13 protein-coding genes are annotated in these 15,305 nt (G+C 70.0%); 3 read left to right on the forward strand and 10 right to left on the reverse strand.

Going from position 1 to position 15,305, the window contains the following annotated elements; translation table 11 throughout:
- Nucleotides 1–2: 2 nt before the first annotated feature.
- The 4 genes from kdpB to FB563_RS04395 all read right to left on the reverse strand — a co-directional run bounded on the left by kdpB (nucleotide 3) and on the right by FB563_RS04395 (nucleotide 5,983).
- The gene (kdpB, locus tag FB563_RS04375; RefSeq protein ID WP_199832822.1) at nucleotides 3–2,135 is read right to left on the reverse strand and encodes a potassium-transporting ATPase subunit KdpB; all 2,133 of its coding nucleotides are present in this window, start codon (nucleotides 2,133–2,135) and stop codon (nucleotides 3–5) included.
- Complete coding sequence (gene kdpA, locus FB563_RS04380) at nucleotides 2,135–3,796, reverse strand: potassium-transporting ATPase subunit KdpA (protein ID WP_055706339.1); 1,662 nt, start codon at nucleotides 3,794–3,796, stop codon at nucleotides 2,135–2,137. Before kdpA ends, kdpB begins: the two co-directional genes overlap by 1 nt.
- Before the next feature lie 8 nt (nucleotides 3,797–3,804).
- Nucleotides 3,805–3,894, reverse strand: a complete 90-nt coding sequence (gene kdpF / locus FB563_RS04385; RefSeq protein ID WP_009326374.1) for a K(+)-transporting ATPase subunit F — start codon at nucleotides 3,892–3,894, stop codon at nucleotides 3,805–3,807.
- 247 nt (nucleotides 3,895–4,141) lie between these two features.
- Nucleotides 4,142–5,983, reverse strand: coding sequence for an APC family permease (locus tag FB563_RS04395; protein WP_055706338.1), 1,842 nt, complete (start codon nucleotides 5,981–5,983; stop codon nucleotides 4,142–4,144).
- A gap of 211 nt (nucleotides 5,984–6,194) precedes the next feature.
- Here FB563_RS04395 and FB563_RS04400 point away from each other — a divergent pair, with 211 nt between their 5' ends.
- Complete coding sequence (locus tag FB563_RS04400; protein ID WP_055706337.1) at nucleotides 6,195–6,752, forward strand: hypothetical protein; 558 nt, start codon at nucleotides 6,195–6,197, stop codon at nucleotides 6,750–6,752.
- A gap of 144 nt (nucleotides 6,753–6,896) precedes the next feature.
- Here the strand turns inward: FB563_RS04400 and FB563_RS04405 are convergent, their stop codons facing one another.
- On the reverse strand, nucleotides 6,897–7,850 hold the full coding sequence (locus FB563_RS04405; RefSeq protein WP_055706336.1) for a helix-turn-helix domain-containing protein: 954 nt from the start codon (nucleotides 7,848–7,850) through the stop codon (nucleotides 6,897–6,899).
- Between the two features lie 140 nt (nucleotides 7,851–7,990).
- Between FB563_RS04405 and FB563_RS04410 the strand changes: the two genes are divergently transcribed.
- Nucleotides 7,991–8,491: a peptidoglycan-binding domain-containing protein gene (locus FB563_RS04410; protein WP_079048782.1), complete on the forward strand. Its 501-nt coding sequence runs from the start codon at nucleotides 7,991–7,993 to the stop codon at nucleotides 8,489–8,491.
- Here FB563_RS04410 and FB563_RS04415 read toward each other — a convergent pair.
- Nucleotides 8,469–9,407 carry a helix-turn-helix domain-containing protein gene (locus FB563_RS04415; protein WP_055706334.1) on the reverse strand — a complete coding sequence of 313 codons (939 nt, stop codon included), beginning with the start codon at nucleotides 9,405–9,407 and terminating at the stop codon, nucleotides 8,469–8,471. The genes FB563_RS04410 and FB563_RS04415 overlap by 23 nt on opposite strands.
- A gap of 506 nt (nucleotides 9,408–9,913) precedes the next feature.
- On the opposite strand from FB563_RS04415, the gene FB563_RS04420 reads away from it, so the two are divergent.
- Nucleotides 9,914–11,005, forward strand: a complete 1,092-nt coding sequence (locus FB563_RS04420; protein WP_055706333.1) for a helix-turn-helix transcriptional regulator — start codon at nucleotides 9,914–9,916, stop codon at nucleotides 11,003–11,005.
- Nucleotides 11,006–11,047: 42 nt separating this feature from the next.
- Here the strand turns inward: FB563_RS04420 and FB563_RS04425 are convergent, their stop codons facing one another.
- The 4 genes from FB563_RS04425 to FB563_RS04440 form a co-directional block, all read right to left on the reverse strand.
- The gene (locus FB563_RS04425; RefSeq protein ID WP_055706332.1) at nucleotides 11,048–12,730 is read right to left on the reverse strand and encodes a serine/threonine-protein kinase; all 1,683 of its coding nucleotides are present in this window, start codon (nucleotides 12,728–12,730) and stop codon (nucleotides 11,048–11,050) included.
- A gap of 28 nt (nucleotides 12,731–12,758) precedes the next feature.
- A complete protein-coding gene (locus tag FB563_RS04430; protein WP_055706331.1) occupies nucleotides 12,759–13,037 on the reverse strand; it encodes a hypothetical protein in 279 nt (92 codons plus the stop codon).
- 178 nt (nucleotides 13,038–13,215) lie between these two features.
- Nucleotides 13,216–14,952 (reverse strand): hypothetical protein, encoded by a 1,737-nt coding sequence (locus FB563_RS04435; protein ID WP_055706330.1) that lies wholly within the window; start codon nucleotides 14,950–14,952, stop codon nucleotides 13,216–13,218.
- 12 nt (nucleotides 14,953–14,964) lie between these two features.
- Nucleotides 14,965–15,264 carry a hypothetical protein gene (locus FB563_RS04440; protein ID WP_055706329.1) on the reverse strand — a complete coding sequence of 100 codons (300 nt, stop codon included), beginning with the start codon at nucleotides 15,262–15,264 and terminating at the stop codon, nucleotides 14,965–14,967.
- Nucleotides 15,265–15,305 lie beyond the last annotated feature (41 nt).

Here is a 15,305-nt window from a genome sequence, read left to right on the forward strand (position 1 = left end):
CTTCACCCGATCCCGGGGATCAGAGAGATGAGCAGGTCGATGATCTTGATGCCGATGAACGGCGCGATCAGTCCGCCGAGGCCGTAGATCCCGAGGTTGCGGCGGAGCATCCTGTCGGCGCTCATCGGCCGGTAGCGCACGCCCTTCAGGGACAGCGGCACCAGCGCGATGATGATCAGCGCGTTGAAGACGACCGCGGACAGGATCGCGGAGTTGGGCGAGGACAGGTGCATGATGTTCAGCTTGTCCAGGCCCGGGTAGACCGCCGCGAACAGCGCCGGGATGATCGCGAAGTACTTCGCGACGTCGTTGGCGATGGAGAACGTCGTCAACGCGCCCCGGGTGATGAGGAGTTGCTTGCCGATCTCGACGATCTCGATCAGCTTGGTCGGGTTGGAGTCGAGGTCGACCATGTTGCCGGCCTCCTTGGCGGCCGACGTACCGGTGTTCATCGCCACGCCGACGTCCGCCTGCGCGAGGGCCGGGGCGTCGTTCGTGCCGTCACCGGTCATCGCGACCAGCTTGCCGCCGGCCTGCTCCCGCTTGATGAGGGCCATCTTGTCCTCGGGAGTGGCCTCGGCGAGGAAGTCGTCGACGCCCGCCTCCTCGGCGATCGCCTTCGCGGTCAGCGGGTTGTCACCCGTGATCATGACCGTCTTGATGCCCATGCGGCGCAGTTCCTCGAACCGCTCCCGCATGCCCGCCTTGACGACGTCCTTGAGGTGGACGACGCCCAGGACGCGGGCGCCCTTGTCGTCGTGCACGGCGACCAGCAGCGGGGTGCCACCGGCCTCGGAGATGCGGTTGGCTGTCGCGTCCGCGTCCTCGGCGACCGTGCCGCCCTGCTCCTCGGCCCAGGCGATCACCGAGGCGGTGGCACCCTTGCGGATCTTCCGGCCGTCGACGTCCACACCCGACATCCGGGTCTGGGCGGTGAACTCGATCCACTCGGCGCCGGCCAGCTCGCCCTGGTGGCGCTCGCGCAGCCCGTACTTCTCCTTGGCCAGGACGACGATCGAGCGGCCCTCGGGCGTCTCGTCGGCCAGCGAGGACAGCTGGGCCGCGTCGGCGAGCTCCGCCTCGGTGGTGCCCGTGACCGGCACGAACTCGGCGGCCTGGCGGTTGCCCAGGGTGATGGTGCCGGTCTTGTCCAGCAGCAGCGTCGACACGTCACCGGCGGCCTCGACCGCACGCCCCGACATGGCGAGCACGTTGCGCTGCACCAGCCGGTCCATGCCCGCGATGCCGATCGCGGAGAGCAGGGCGCCGATGGTGGTCGGGATCAGGCAGACCAGCAGGGCGACCAGCACGACCATGGTCAGGTGCGTGCCCGCATAGGTCGCGAACGGCGGCAGCGTGGCACAGGCCAGCAGGAACACGATGGTCAGCGAGGCGAGCAGGATGTTCAGCGCGATCTCGTTGGGCGTCTTCTGCCGGGCCGCGCCCTCGACCAGGTTGATCATCCGGTCGATGAAGGTCTCGCCGGGCTTCGTCGTGATCTGGATGACGATCCGGTCGGACAGCACCTTCGTACCGCCCGTGACAGCGCAACGGTCGCCGCCGGACTCCCGGATGACCGGGGCGGACTCACCCGTGATGGCCGACTCGTCGACGCTGGCAACTCCCTCTACGACGTCGCCGTCACCGGGGATGACGTCCCCGGCCTCGCAGACCACCAGGTCTCCGATCCGCAACTCGGTGCCGGGGACCCGCTCTTCGAGGTCCCCGGTGAGCCTGCGGGCGACCGTGTCGGTCTTGGCCTTGCGCAGGGTGTCGGCCTGGGCCTTGCCGCGGCCCTCGGCGACCGCCTCCGCGAGGTTGGCGAAGATCACCGTGAGCCACAGCCAGGCGCTGATGGTCCAGCCGAACCAGTCACTCGCGTGCTGGAAGGAGAAGACGGTGGTCAGGACCGAGCCGATCCACACCACGAACATCACGGGCGACTTGACCATCACCCGTGGGTCGAGCTTGCGGAAGGCGTCCGGCAGCGACTTGACCAGCGCCTTGGGGTCGAACAGACCGGCGCCGACCCGGCCCTCGGCCGGCTTGTGCCCGGTGGGGACGTCGCTGTGCGGCGCCCTGGTGGGAGTGGCTGTGGACATGGAGTCCTCTGAGTTCTCTGTACGGGTGGTCATCACGCCAGCCCTTCCGCGAGCGGGCCCAGTGCGAGGGCCGGGAAGTACGTGAGACTGGTGATGATCAGGATCGCGCCCACCAGCAGGCCGGTGAACAGCGGCTTCTCGGTGCGCAGGGTGCCCGCGGTGACCGGGACCGGCGTCTGCTCGGCGAGGGAGCCGGCCAGCGCAAGCACGAACACCATCGGCAGGAAGCGGCCCAGCAGCATCGCGAGCCCGGTCATGGTGTTGAACCAGTCCGTGTTCGCGTTCAGACCGGCGAAGGCCGAACCGTTGTTGTTCGACGCGGAGGTGAAGGCGTACAGGACTTCGGAGAACCCGTGCGCACCGGAGTTGAGCATCGAGTGCGGCGGGGTCGGCAGGGCCATGGAGGCCGCCGTGAAGACCAGCACCAGCGCCGGGGTGATCAGGATGTAGCAGGCGGCGAGCTTCATCTCTCGGCCGCCGATCTTCTTGCCCAGGTACTCCGGCGTACGGCCGACCATCAGACCGGCGATGAACACCGCGATCACGGCCATGATCAGCATGCCGTACAGGCCGGAGCCGGTGCCGCCGGGCGCGATCTCGCCCAGCATCATGCTCAGCATGGTGATGCCGCCGCCGAGTCCGGTGAAGGAGGAGTGGAAGGAGTTCACCGCGCCGGTCGAGGTGAGCGTGGTCGCCACCGCGAAGATCGACGAGCCGCCGACACCGAAGCGGACCTCCTTGCCCTCCATCGCCCCGCCGGCCGCCTGGAGGGCCGCGCCGTGGTGGGCGAACTCGGTCCACATCATCAGGACGGTGAAGCCCAGCCAGATGGTGACCATCGTGGCGAGGATCGCGTACCCCTGCTTCACGTTGCCGACCATCACGCCGAAGGTGCGGGTCAGGGAGAACGGGATGACCAGGATCAGGAAGATCTCGAAGAGGTTGGTGAACGGGGTCGGGTTCTCGAAGGGGTGGGCGGAGTTGGCGTTGAAGTAGCCGCCACCGTTCGTGCCCAGCTCCTTGATGGCCTCCTGCGAGGCGACCGCGCCGCCGTTCCACTGCTGCGAGCCGCCCATGAACTGGCCGACCTCGTGGATGCCGGAGAAGTTCTGAATGGCACCGCACGCCACCAGCACGATCGCCGCGATCGCGGCACCCGGCACCAGGATGCGCAGCGTGCCACGGACCAGGTCGCTCCAGAAGTTGCCCAGTTCACCGGTGCGCGAGCGGGCGAAGCCCCGCACCAGCGCCACCGCGACGGCGATACCGACCGCGGCGGAGACGAAGTTCTGCACCGCCAGACCGGCGGTCTGCACGACGTGCCCCATCGTCTGCTCGCCGTAGTACGACTGCCAGTTGGTGTTGGTCACGAAGGACACGGCCGTGTTGAACGACTGCGCCGGGTTCACCGACGAGAAGCCCATCGAGCCGGGCAGCACGCCCTGCAGCCGCTGGAGCAGGTAGAGGAAGAGGACGCTGACGGCGGAGAAGGCCAGCACACCGCGCAGGTAGGCGGGCCAGGTCATCTCGGCGTCGGGGTTGGCACCGATGGCCCGGTAGGTCCACTTCTCCACCCGCAGGTGCTTCTTCGAGGAGTAGACCTTGGCCATGTAGGTGCCGAGGGGGATGTAGGCGAGCGCCAGCGCGCCTATGAGGGCGAGCAGCTGGAGGAAGCCTGCGACTTCTGGACTCATGTCTGTGCTCAGAACCTCTCCGGGAAGATCAGGGCGAGGACGAGATAGCCCAGCAGGGCGACGGCCACGACCAGGCCGACGACGTTCTCGGCGGTCACAGCTTCGTCACCCCCCGGGCGACGAGAGCCACCAGCGCGAAGCCCGCGAGCACGGTGACGACGAAGGCCAGATCGGCCATCGTGAACTCCTGGAGAGGTTCGGGGGTGGAACAAGGACGGTTAGAGGAAACCCCCGCCCTGGCCTGATCCGGTCGCTCGTTGACGGCCCTCTTACGGCCTCGCCCACGGCTTTGACGAGACTCATACGGCCGCCGATCCGTACCAGCCGGCAACAGGGGGTTTCTGTTCAGAGCAGCCGGAAGCGGAGCCGGCAGATCACCGCGTCCGTCTCCCGCCGCACGGCATGCGCGACGACCGCGCCCCGCTGGTTCTGCAGCAGCCGCTGCCACAGCCGCTCCGGCTCCGCCTCCGGGATCAGCACGGTGACCCGGGTGCCGGGCTCGGCGGCGGCCACCTCACGGACGTACGCGGCGATGGGACGGCCCAGGCTGCGCCGCGCGCAGGACAGCCGCGCCAGGGGCACCCCGGGATCCCATTCGGCCCAGGACCGCTCCAGGGCGTGCAGCTGGGCCCGGTCCTCGGGGTCCGGGTAGCACACGGTGACGGCACGGACCTCGTCGCCGAGGGAGGCGGCCGCGGTCAGGGCCTCGGAGGTGAGCCGGGACAGTGAGGACACCGGGACGATCACCAGGGAGCGGTCGCGGTGCGGGGGCTCGGGGATGCGGCCCAGGCCGAGTCGCTCGCCGATGCGGTCGTAGGCACGGTGAACGGTGAGGAAGGCGGCGACGAGCAGGGGCAGCGCGATCACGAGCAGCCAGGCGCCCTCAGTGAACTTGCTCGCCGTGACGACGACCGTCGAGACACCGGTGAGCAGCGCGCCGAAGCCGTTGAGCAGCACCTTGCCGCGCCATCCTGAGCTCCGCTCCAGACGCCAGTGCCGGACCATGCCCACCTGGGCGACCGTGAAGCCGACGAAGACACCGATGGCGAACATCGGCACCAGCGTGTTGGTGTCACCGCCGGAGAAGACCAGCAGCGCGGCGGAGACGACGGCGAGCGCGAGGACACCGTGCCGGTGCACCTGGCGGTCGGCCTTCAGGGCGAAGACGTGCGGCGCGTAGTTGTCGCGGGCGAGCAGCTTCAGCAGCACCGGCAGCCCGCCGAAGGACGTGTTCGCGGACAGCGCCAGCAGGATCGTGGTCGCGAACTGGATGACGTAGAAGGCCCAGTTGTGGCCGAGCGAGGCGTCCGCGAGCTGGGCGAGGACCGTGACGCCTGCCACCGGCTGAAGGTGGAAGCGCCCGATCAGCACCGCCAGACCGATCAGCATCAGACCGAGTACGGCGCCCAGGGCGACCTCCGCCCGCTGGGCCCGGCGGGTCCGCGGGACGCGGAAGGAGGGGACGGCGTTGGCGATGGCCTCGACTCCGGTGAGGGCTGAGCATCCGGAGGCGAATGCTTTCAGCAGGAGCAGGACGCCGACTCCGGTCGCGTTGTCGGCGACGACCGAGGCGTGCCCGGCCGCCGTCGCCGTACTGACCGGCCCGGAGCGGAACAGACCGACGCCGATCAGCACGAAGATCGCCCCCACGAAGACGGCCGTCGGCACGATGAACGCCTTCGCCGACTCCACGATCCCCCGCAGGTTCACGCCCGTGATCAGCGCGAGCACCGCCAGGCACAGCCACAGTCTGTCGCCGTACAGGCCCGGGAACGCGGACGTCAGCGCGGCCACGCCCGCCGTGACCGCCACGGCCACGTTCAGGACGTAGTCCAGGATCAGCGAGGCCGCCGCCAGCAGACTGATCCGCGCGCCCAGATGCGTCCTCGCGACCGCGTAGGAGCCGCCGCCGTCCGGGAAGGCCGCGATCACCTGCCGGTACGACACCACCAGCACCGCCAGCAGGGCGGCGATGGCCAGCGTGACCGGCAGCGTGAAGCCGAGGCCGTGTGCGCCGGCGGCGGCCAGGACCAGCACGATCGCCTCGGGGCCGTAGGCCACCGAGGCCATCGCGTCCAGCGACAGGGCCGCGAGCCCCGTGACAGCGGACAGCCGGTGGCGTTCACCGGTATCGGGCGGTTCCTCGCCGGCGGGAACGGCATCCGGCTCGGTGGTCAGGACGGTCATGGGTGCGGTACTCCTTCGGTGCATGCCGCGCAGCTACGTCGACATGTGCGCGGTGCACTCAGGTTCTGACCGTTTCCGACAGTGTTCGGCGCTTCCTTGCGGCATCTTCGCGCCGAGAGGCCCGACCTTGACGGGACCTTGACGGGCATGCGCCATCAGAGCTGCGTCAAAACGCGTGGTTCGCGTCCTGAGCGCCTCTACCGTCACCGGTATGGAACGCCGCGAGAAGGCGCGCAGGTCAGCGGCCTGCGCTCGCGCAGAATCGTCCGGGGCCGCGGTGCACGACCGCCGCTGGGCAGGAGATGTGAGGGATGCCGTCCGGTGCGCCGGGGCGCTGCTCACCTTGCTCCTGCTCATCGACTGGGGCTCGGGCCGGTTCACGTTCCGGCGTGGCCTGCTGTGGCTCACGCTCGCTCTGCTGCTGTTCGTCGTGCTGTTTCCCGCCCGTGTCTCGGCCGGTGAGAACTGGCTGGCCGCACGGTGGCTGCTGCGCGAGCGCCGGGTCCGGACCGATCTGCTGGTGTCCGTGCGCTGTCTGGAGGGCGTCTCCCAACGGCTCCTGCTGCGCGACGCGTTCGGCTCGCGAGTCGCGATCGATCCAGACGTTCTGGTGAACAACCCCGCCCTGTGGCACAGCGTCGAGGCGGGCGCCCGGAAGGCCGCGGCCGACGGTCTGCTGCTGTGCGGGCAGACAGCCTTGCGGCGGCTCTCGGCCCGCGTGGACCGGGAGACCGCGCTGGCCGTGTTCAGGACATCCGGGCTGGAATGACCCTTCCGGCGCATGATCAGCCGGTCCCGAAGGTCCGCGCCGGGGGTGAGGCCGGGGGTGAGCATGAAGCGGCCGAGGCAGTGGCCGTTGCCGTAGGCGCGCAGTTCGCGTCACAGGTCACGTCACGTCACGTCCGCCGGAGGGTCAACTCGGGTCGGCCGTCACGGAGGTGGGGACCGAGGCGGGCGGGTTCGGGGGCTCGGTCAGGTGCTGGGTGCCGCCCGGGGAGGTGCAGGCGTGCACCCCGGAGGTGAGCAGGACACACGCTTTGGCCGTTGAGGGGCTCGGTGCTGCGACCATCGCGCTGAAGGTGTCGGTGTCGTAGTGGACCTTGTTCTGGTATGTCCGGCCTCCTTCGCCGACGACCCGGGCGATGTCGCCGGGATGTCCCCAGCTGATCCGGGACCAGGCAGCCTTGCAGGCATCGCTGTAGCGCAGCTCCACGTAGACCCCGGCGACCTTGTACAGGGCAGAGGTCCACGCGTCGCCGCCGCAGCCGGTCTGTCCGGGGTCTTTTCCGGCACAGCTGTCCGCGAAGCAGTTCACGTCGAGTTGCCTGGTCGGTGCGTCCTTGCCCGCGGTGCCGCCTTCATCGGTGTGCGCGCCCGAATGCCGGCCGAAAACGCCGTACAGCGAGACGGACAGGCCCACGACGGCGGCCAGGGCGACCACCGTCCGGACCAGCTGCCGCCGGCCGAACCGACGGCTCACGGACGGCGGCTCTTCGGCCTGGGCGGCGGGAGCCCGCTCCGTCGCGGGAACGGATTCCTCGAACGGCCGGTCGTGGCCGTCGTCGGCCTCGCGGGCCGGGTCCGTGTCACTGGCTCCGTGGCCGTGCCAAGCAGTGTTCGCCAGTTCCCACAGCGCCACGAGCCGGGCGGGATCGGCGTCGGCCAGCTTGCCGAGGGAGATCACCGCGTGCTGGGGTGGCAGTGCCTTGCCGTTGAGATAGCGTTCCCAGGAGGACTTGCTGTACGGAGTGCGGCCGCCGAGGACGGCCAGACTCAGCCCGGCGCGGTCCTTCAAGGTCCGCAGTTCGGCGACCAGATGACGGACGTCCGAGGCCAGGCCGCCGGGTAACGGCTTCCAGTCAGTCACGTACCCCCTCCGGGCCCAGTGCTCTCTGGGATCATCGCTCTCTTCCCTACTGTATCTACGCGGGCGATTGCGGAACCGCCGGTTGTGCATAACTGTGCGCATCCGCAACGCAGTTGACGTGACGACGGTGAGACGGTGCCATGAGTGAGGGGACGACGGCGCGCGCCGCGCTGTGCGTACTGATTCTGGCGTTGGTGTGTGCGGGTTCCGGGGCCCCGCGGAACCCGCAGTCCCGCGACCGGAGCGGCGGTGTGCTCGTCGCCGGCGAGCTGGGCGCCACACAGCAGTTGGCGGTCGGCCGCACCCGGCGCAGCGACCTGATCGGCCTGTGGCAGAGCGTGCTGTGGGCCGACGGATACGCGGCACGCTCCGGGGTCACCTGCACATACGACGAGGCGACGGCCGAGGCCACCCGCGTCTGGCAGAGCAACCACCACCTGTCCGCGGACGGGATCGTCGGGTCGGCCACCTGGGGCGCCGCAGCGGAGCGCATGGTCCCCGCCGGACAGTGGATGGTCTACCAGGGCGAACGCTACGGTCTCCCGTTGCGCCAGGCCCCGGACGGCGCCTATGAGGTCTATGACGCCGGGCGGTTCCATCGGCTGCGCACGGACTCCGTCACCCTCGCGCGCTGCCGCTGACGGCGTCGATCCAGCTGTCGTACTGGGCGACGCCGAGTTGCCGGCCATGAACGACGACCGTGGCCCGTGCCGCGTCCGGCCCGCTCGCCACCATCGCCGTGTACGCCCCGCCGCCGGTTGCCGTCTGCTGGTCGCCGTCCGTCGTGGCGATCCGCAACCCGGACGTCCCCGCCGCGGTGTCCACCTCCGCCCAGCTCGACCGGCAGGCGGGACTGTACTGAAGGGTCAGGACGCGGCCGTACGCGCGCAGCCGGTGGACGACGACACCGTCGCGGTCGCACCTTTCGCGGTAGGGGTCCATTCCCCGGCAGCCGGCCGCCCGGCACCCGGCGGCCGCCCCGTCCGCCGCGCTGTGCAAGGGCCACGGCCAGGCCGGTGCCCCGGAGGGGGCGCCGTCCGGCACGCGGCCGGCCTCCGTCCCGCTGGTCCAGCCGTCCCACGGCCGGGCGAGCAGCAGGGTGGCCAGCAGCAAGCAAGCGGCAACAGCGGCCAGTACGCCCGCGTGCGGCACTCGAAGACCGCGGGAGGACGGCCGGTCCTCAGCCGGTGAGGGGCCTGTGGGCGCGGCGTCCGGCGGACCGGGGTCCCGTACGTCACCTGCCGGACGCAGCGGTGCGGGTGACGGGTCGGTGTCGTCGGCCGGGCGCTCCCCCGTCCACGCGTGGGCCGCCGATTCCCACAGCACACGCAGCAGTTCGACATCGGCCTGCGCCAGCCGCCCCAGCTCGACCACCGCCGCCCATGGAGGCAGTCTCCGCCCGTTGAGGTAGCGCAGCCAGGAACTACGGCTGTAACCGGTCTTGGCGGCGACGGTCATGGTGTTCATCTCGCACCGGTCCACGTACTGGCGCAGTTCCCGCACCAGCCGGACCACCTCCGCGGGCAGGTCGCCCCGCAGCGGCTGCCAGCGTCCCACGACGGCGCCCCCCTTCTCCGTTAGGCCCTGTCGTCAAACTCCCGTCTGCCCCGCGACGCCATGCACGCACTCTCGCCGCACCGGGCGCAGACCCAAGTACATCCAGTACGAGGGTCAGCACCCGGCACGCCGAGAGCACGCACCTGACGCCGCAGGGCCGCCCTCCGGGCGACGACGGGAGTTTGACGACAGGACCTAGGGCCCACTCTTTCACACACGTCCCGTCCCGCAACCCATCCGCCGGACGTCTCCGCAGGTCAGAAGGCATCCAGTCCCAGGATTGAGGCAACTGGCGGGCATCGCTGGCCCGCGGCTGTCCGCCCGCTCCAGACTCGGGGAAGCACCTGCGTGAGGGCCCGGACCGGCCGCCCTCGCCGCCCGGGAAGAGGAACCGGGCGACGGCACGTCACGCCCTGGACGCGGAAGTCCTCGGCCCACGCCCGGGCTTCCGGTCCGGCCACCGCGGGTGCGGACGCCACTGATGCACGCTTCGGGGGAATTCCGACATGACGGCTCACGGCAGCTCGCCCGGCACGGACGAGCCGGAGATCGCCAACACCACGTCGACCACCACCGGCAGGCGCCGCAGGCCGCCCGCCGCCAGAAGGCCGGGCGTGCGCGCGAGGCGGCGCCACCGCGTCGCCGCCGATCGCCCGGCGGCCCCCGGATCGGCCCTGCCCGGCGAGGCTCCGGTCCACGCCCCCGGGGTCGGACTGACGGAACGTCACCGAGTCGATCTGGGCCTGGTGGGGTTGTCGCTGCTGACCCCGCCCGAGCCACCGGCCGGGCCCGAGCCCGACGGCCGGTACGCCGACGCGCTCCCGCGGACCTGGCGCCTGGTGTTCGCACCCCGAGGACCGCTGTTCCTCGGCCACGATCAGCAGCGCGTCCTGCTGGAGTCCAGCGGCGTGATGCTCTGGCAGCCCGGCGAGTCCTTGCGGCTCCGCGCCGGCGCGCCCGCCGGTCCGGATCCGGTCCGGGCTCTGGTCCTGCATCTGCCCGAAGCAGCCTTGTCGCTGCCCGGCGAAGTACTGCGCGAGGTGTCCGGCCGTCCCGTGCCGACAGGTTCGGGTCCCGCGGCCCTCCTCGCCTCCTTCGTGTACGGGCTCGCCGCGCACGCGCCGTCCGCCGAGGCCCGGCACGCCGCCTGGTGGGGCACCGCCGCCGTCGACCTCGCGACGGCTTTCCTCGACAGCGAGACCGCTGTCCTTCGCGGCGGTACCGAACCGCCGCCCGCCACCGCCCGCCCCGCTCCGTCGGCCACCGACGTGCTACTGCGCGACATCAAGACGTACATCGAGCACCACCTGCACGACCCCGACCTGTCACTCACCTCCATCGCCGCCGCCAACCACATCTCGCTGCGCTACCTGCACCACCTCTTCCAGCGGGACGGGCGCACGGTCGGCGCGTTCCTGCGCGAACGCCGCCTGGAACACTGCCGGGCCGATCTGTCCGACCCGGCCGAGGCCCAGCGCAGCGTGTGCGAGATCGCCAGGCGCTGGGGCTTCCGCGACCCCGCGGTCTTCAACCGGACGTTCAAGTCGGCCTACGGGGTCACGCCCGGCAGGTACCGCGAGCAGCGACTGCAGTGGTGACCCGGACTCCCGGACGGCCATCGGCAGGCGGCCTGCGGAGCATCACGACCGCAGCGCGGACCAGGTGTTGACGCCGACCTCGCCGTCGACCCGGAGGTGGTTGTTGCTCTGGAACTTCTTGACCTCGGTCAGCGTGTCGTAGCCGAAGATGCCGTCGACCCCGCTGGGGCCGATGTTGTAGCCGCGGGCCTTGAGGATGCACTGCACTTCCTTCACGCGGGAGCCCTTCTGGCCGTAGACCGTGAGGGTGGTGCCGGAGTAGTACGTGCAGGACTTCCAGGGCTCGGCGGGTGCGGTGGGCCCAGGCGCCGGTTTCGTGGTCGGGGCGGAGGTGGTGGGCCGCGTGGCCGGCGGAGGATCGTACGGCTGCTGCGGCTGGGCAGGGTCCGTGGCGCCGCCGGCCGGCGGGCTCCCGGGCGGGGGTGGAGCCGTGACAGTCGCGGTCGCGGACGTCCTGGGCCGGGACTGCGGCCGCGGAGAGGCCGGCTCGGCCCGCGGGGAGTTCGTGGTGGTGGCGGAGGAATGCGATCCGGCGGACGTGGTCGCGGCTTCCTGGCGGGCGGCGTCTCCTCCGGAAGCCCCCAGGGCGACAGCCGCTCCCGCGATCGCGACCGCTGCCGCCGCGCCCACCACGAGCGGCCACCGGCGTCGGCCGGACGCCTCCTTCCCCGGGTCCTCGGGTTTGGTGCGCCGCAGAATCGTCAACTGGTCCATGGGCGGCACCGCCACCGCCGTCCCGCTCCAGGCCGCCCGTGCGCCGGCGGTCCCGGCGACCGCGTCGGGCCACTCCCCGTCGGCGGCATGCCCCCGCGTGGCCTCGACGACGTCCTGGGGGCTCGGGCGCCGCAGCGGGTCCTTGTCCAGGCACCGGCCGATCAGTTCGGCGAGGTCGGGATCGCGCCGGGCCACCTCTGCGATCACCTGCTCGTTCGGCGGCGAGTAGATGATCCGGTGGATGACGTCACCGGTGGTGCCCTCACCGAAGGGAGCCGAGCCCGTGACCGCCGCGGCGAGGACCGAGCCGAGGGAGAACACGTCCGAGGCCGTGCCCACTTCACGGCCGTCCGCCTGCTCCGGAGACATGAAGGCCGGTGTGCCCAGGTGCTGACCGGTCATGGTGAGCGAACTGGCGTCCGCGGTGTGCGCGACCCCGAAGTCGATGATGCGCGCACCGTCCGGTCCCAGCAGCACGTTGGACGGTTTGAGGTCGCGGTGGACGATGCCCACGGCGGCGATCGCCGTGAGCGCCTGCCCGATCTCGTGCGCCAGCCGCCACACGACCGGCGCGGGCAGGGACCCGCACCGCTCGATGGCGTCACCCAGGCTGGGCCCGGGCACGTAGGCGGTCGCCATCCACAGGAGCTCATCGCGGTCGAAGCCGGAGTCGAGCAGCTCGGCCGTGTAGGTCCCGTGCACCCGGCGTACGGCCTCGATTTCGCGCTCGAAGCGGCGGCGGAAGCGCTCGTCCTCGGCGTACTCCGAGCGGATCACCTTGACCGCGACGAGCGACCCCGCCCCGTACGTCCCCTCGGTGTCGGACTCCCGTCCGAGGTACAGCCGTCCCATCCCCCCGCCGCCCAGCCGAGCCAGCAACCGGTAGGGACCGATCTCCGGCGGGTCGGACCGGCGCAGCGGCTCCGCGCCGAGCAGCGCCAGGTCGTCCGCGGACAACTCGGCCGTCGGCGGGCGGTCGGCTCCGGAGGCAGCAGGATTCTTCTCGGGCATGGGGCGTCCTCGGTCCTCTTCGCGGCTCTTACGCACCGCCCGCGTGCGAGATGTTGGTGAGGATCTTCTGGACCTGCTGCTGCAGGTGCTCCAGCGAGGCCCTCATCTTGTCGAGGTCGCCCCTGGCCTGCGGCCACACCTCACCCCGGAACCTCTGCGCCAGCGGACCGTCCCAGTGATTGGGGTCACTCAGCGTCTGCCCGTGACCGTTCAACTGATTGATCAGCTGGGGAAGCTGACTGGTGATCAGGCTCATCATCTTCCCGGCTTCCTGATGCGCCAGGTCGGTGGACTTTACGGTCGCCATTTTCTCTCCTTCGAGATTTCCGAACTTTCGCCAGTATCACCAGCGGCCTCGCGCCACGTCATTGATGACGAGTGCACACGCCATGACGCAGTGCGCAATCCACGGCGCGGCGCAGGGGGCCACCATCCGGGTTTCGGGACCAGGTCGAGTCCGCCACATCCCGCCTGCCCTGCGACGCCTAGCCGCCGCTCGGGACAGAGGTCGGCTGGGAGTCGGCCGATGCCATGAACTGGTTGATCAGCTCCGCCAGTTTCCGGCCACCCTTGGCGTGCTGGGTCCAGGCCCATGCCGACGTGGCGGGGTCGTCCATCGTCGCGTGCGGGCCGCGCAGACTCGCGAAGAGCTGGTTCGGGCCGTCCGGTCCGTTCAGGTCGGGCCACTTGGTCGCGACCCATTTCCCACCGGACCTGTGCGTGATCATGCCGTGCGAGTAAAGGGTGTTGCACATGAAGTACAGGGCACTGTTCCTGTTCATGGCCTTGACGAAGTCGGAGATCTTCGCACCATCCCCGCCCTTGGGCCAGGGTATTGGCGGACTGATCACCTTGACCAGATCCTCGTTCACCGCTGACGCGACCTTGGAACCGACGTCCCACTTCCCGAGCGGCAGGCTGACGCCGGCTGCCATGACGCCTTCGGGGACGAAGGTGAAACCGACAGCGAACATGGCATCGGTCAGGATTCCCTGGACCTTGTCGTCGCTCGCCTGGGCATCGATGAAGACCTTCGCGATGTGCTCGTAGATACCGTTGAACGCACGCATGTTGGCGCCGAAGCCATTGGCCCATTCGGACAGGGCCTCGGGGTGTTCTGCGATGGTGTGATCACTCGGCAGGGGGCCGCTCATGGCGCCGGCGGCAGTGGCCAGGAAATGCCGTATGTCGGGCAGAATCGCCTGGAGATCCTCCGAGGTCACGTCGGGGAAATGGGCTCCCATCGCGACGACCAGAGATTTCACCTCCCCGGGCTGCATCTCCGGCACCGCGGAGGTGAGCAGGGACAGATAGGCGCGCTGCGAACCGGTCTGCGCTTCGAGGGTGTAACCGGGGTCCGCTTCGTGCCGGTAACCGAGTCCACCCATGAAATGCAGGAGTGCCTTGGGATCTTTGCTGAGGTACCTGGCGAAGGCGGCCGCCGCGGCAGGGTCTGCGGCCAGGGCGTTGAGGGTCGCCGCCGGCGCCGGGTTGCCACTGGGCTGCTCCAGCTGCAGTTCCAGCGACCGGACCACCTCGTGTTCGACGCGGGCGTCCAGCAGTCCGCTCGCATAGGCAGTGGCCAGCGCGTGGTTCAGGGTCGGACCGCCGTAGATGATGAGCTCCGCCACCGTGCCGGGCGGCAGGGAGTTGAAGAATTCCACGCAGAACGCCTGGTCGTCCTGGTACTTGGCAAGCTGCTTCAGCCCGGGCGCCAAGTCGCCGGTATCCGTCGAACTCCAGTCGAAGGACAGTGCCAAGGCGTTTCCGGCGCCGTAGTGTCCGACGGACCGCTCGGCGGCGGCGAGCGCCGCATCGTCGGTGAAGACGGTAAGGATCGGATCCGGGGCAGCCAGGGGCGGTTGTCCCAGCACCGGGCGCGGTCCATTGACGAACGGCACCCGGTTCACCACCGTCTCACGGGTGCCGCCGGCCAGCTGAAACAGCTTGCCCACCAGCGCCACATGTTTGTCCGTTGCGATGATCCGCGACAGCAGTGCGGTCACCTGCCCGTCAATGGTGCCCGGCGCACCGGGCGCGTATCCCGCGGAAGCCCGGAAGATGTGGCTGCCGAAGTCAACGGCGGTCGCCTGGTAACCGGCGACGGCGGGAGCCAGCGTGCCGCGGACGAACTCCTCCAGAAGACGCGCCGCGTTGGTCGCAGTCGTGGAGTAGTCGAAGAGGAACTGCGGCGTCGCTGACGCCGTTCCGCTGTCGGTCATGGTCCTTCCCTGTCAGTGATGGTTGGCGCTCAGCTTCGCCGTCGCCGCAGCGGTCGCATTGTCCACCTGGCTCTTGAGGCTCGCCGCCTCTTCGGCAAGTGCGTTCAGGGCCCGCCGTTGGGCGTTGAGGTCCCGAACGAACTGGTCATGGTTCTTTCCCCGCCACGACTGTTGCCCGCAGTCGAAGTACTTGCTGCTTCGGGTGTCGCGATACCAGTTCAACCAGTGGATTTTGGCCACCAGTTGGTTCAGTGCCCTGCTCAGTTCGTCGGCTGCAGCGAAGTCGTATTTGACCTTCCCCTGTGGTGGCATGGTGAACTCCGCACGTCGGACGACCGGTCTTCATTCGGCGA

Origin of the sequence: Streptomyces puniciscabiei (assembly GCF_006715785.1) — a bacterium.
Taxonomy (GTDB): Bacteria; Actinomycetota; Actinomycetes; order Streptomycetales; family Streptomycetaceae; genus Streptomyces; species Streptomyces puniciscabiei.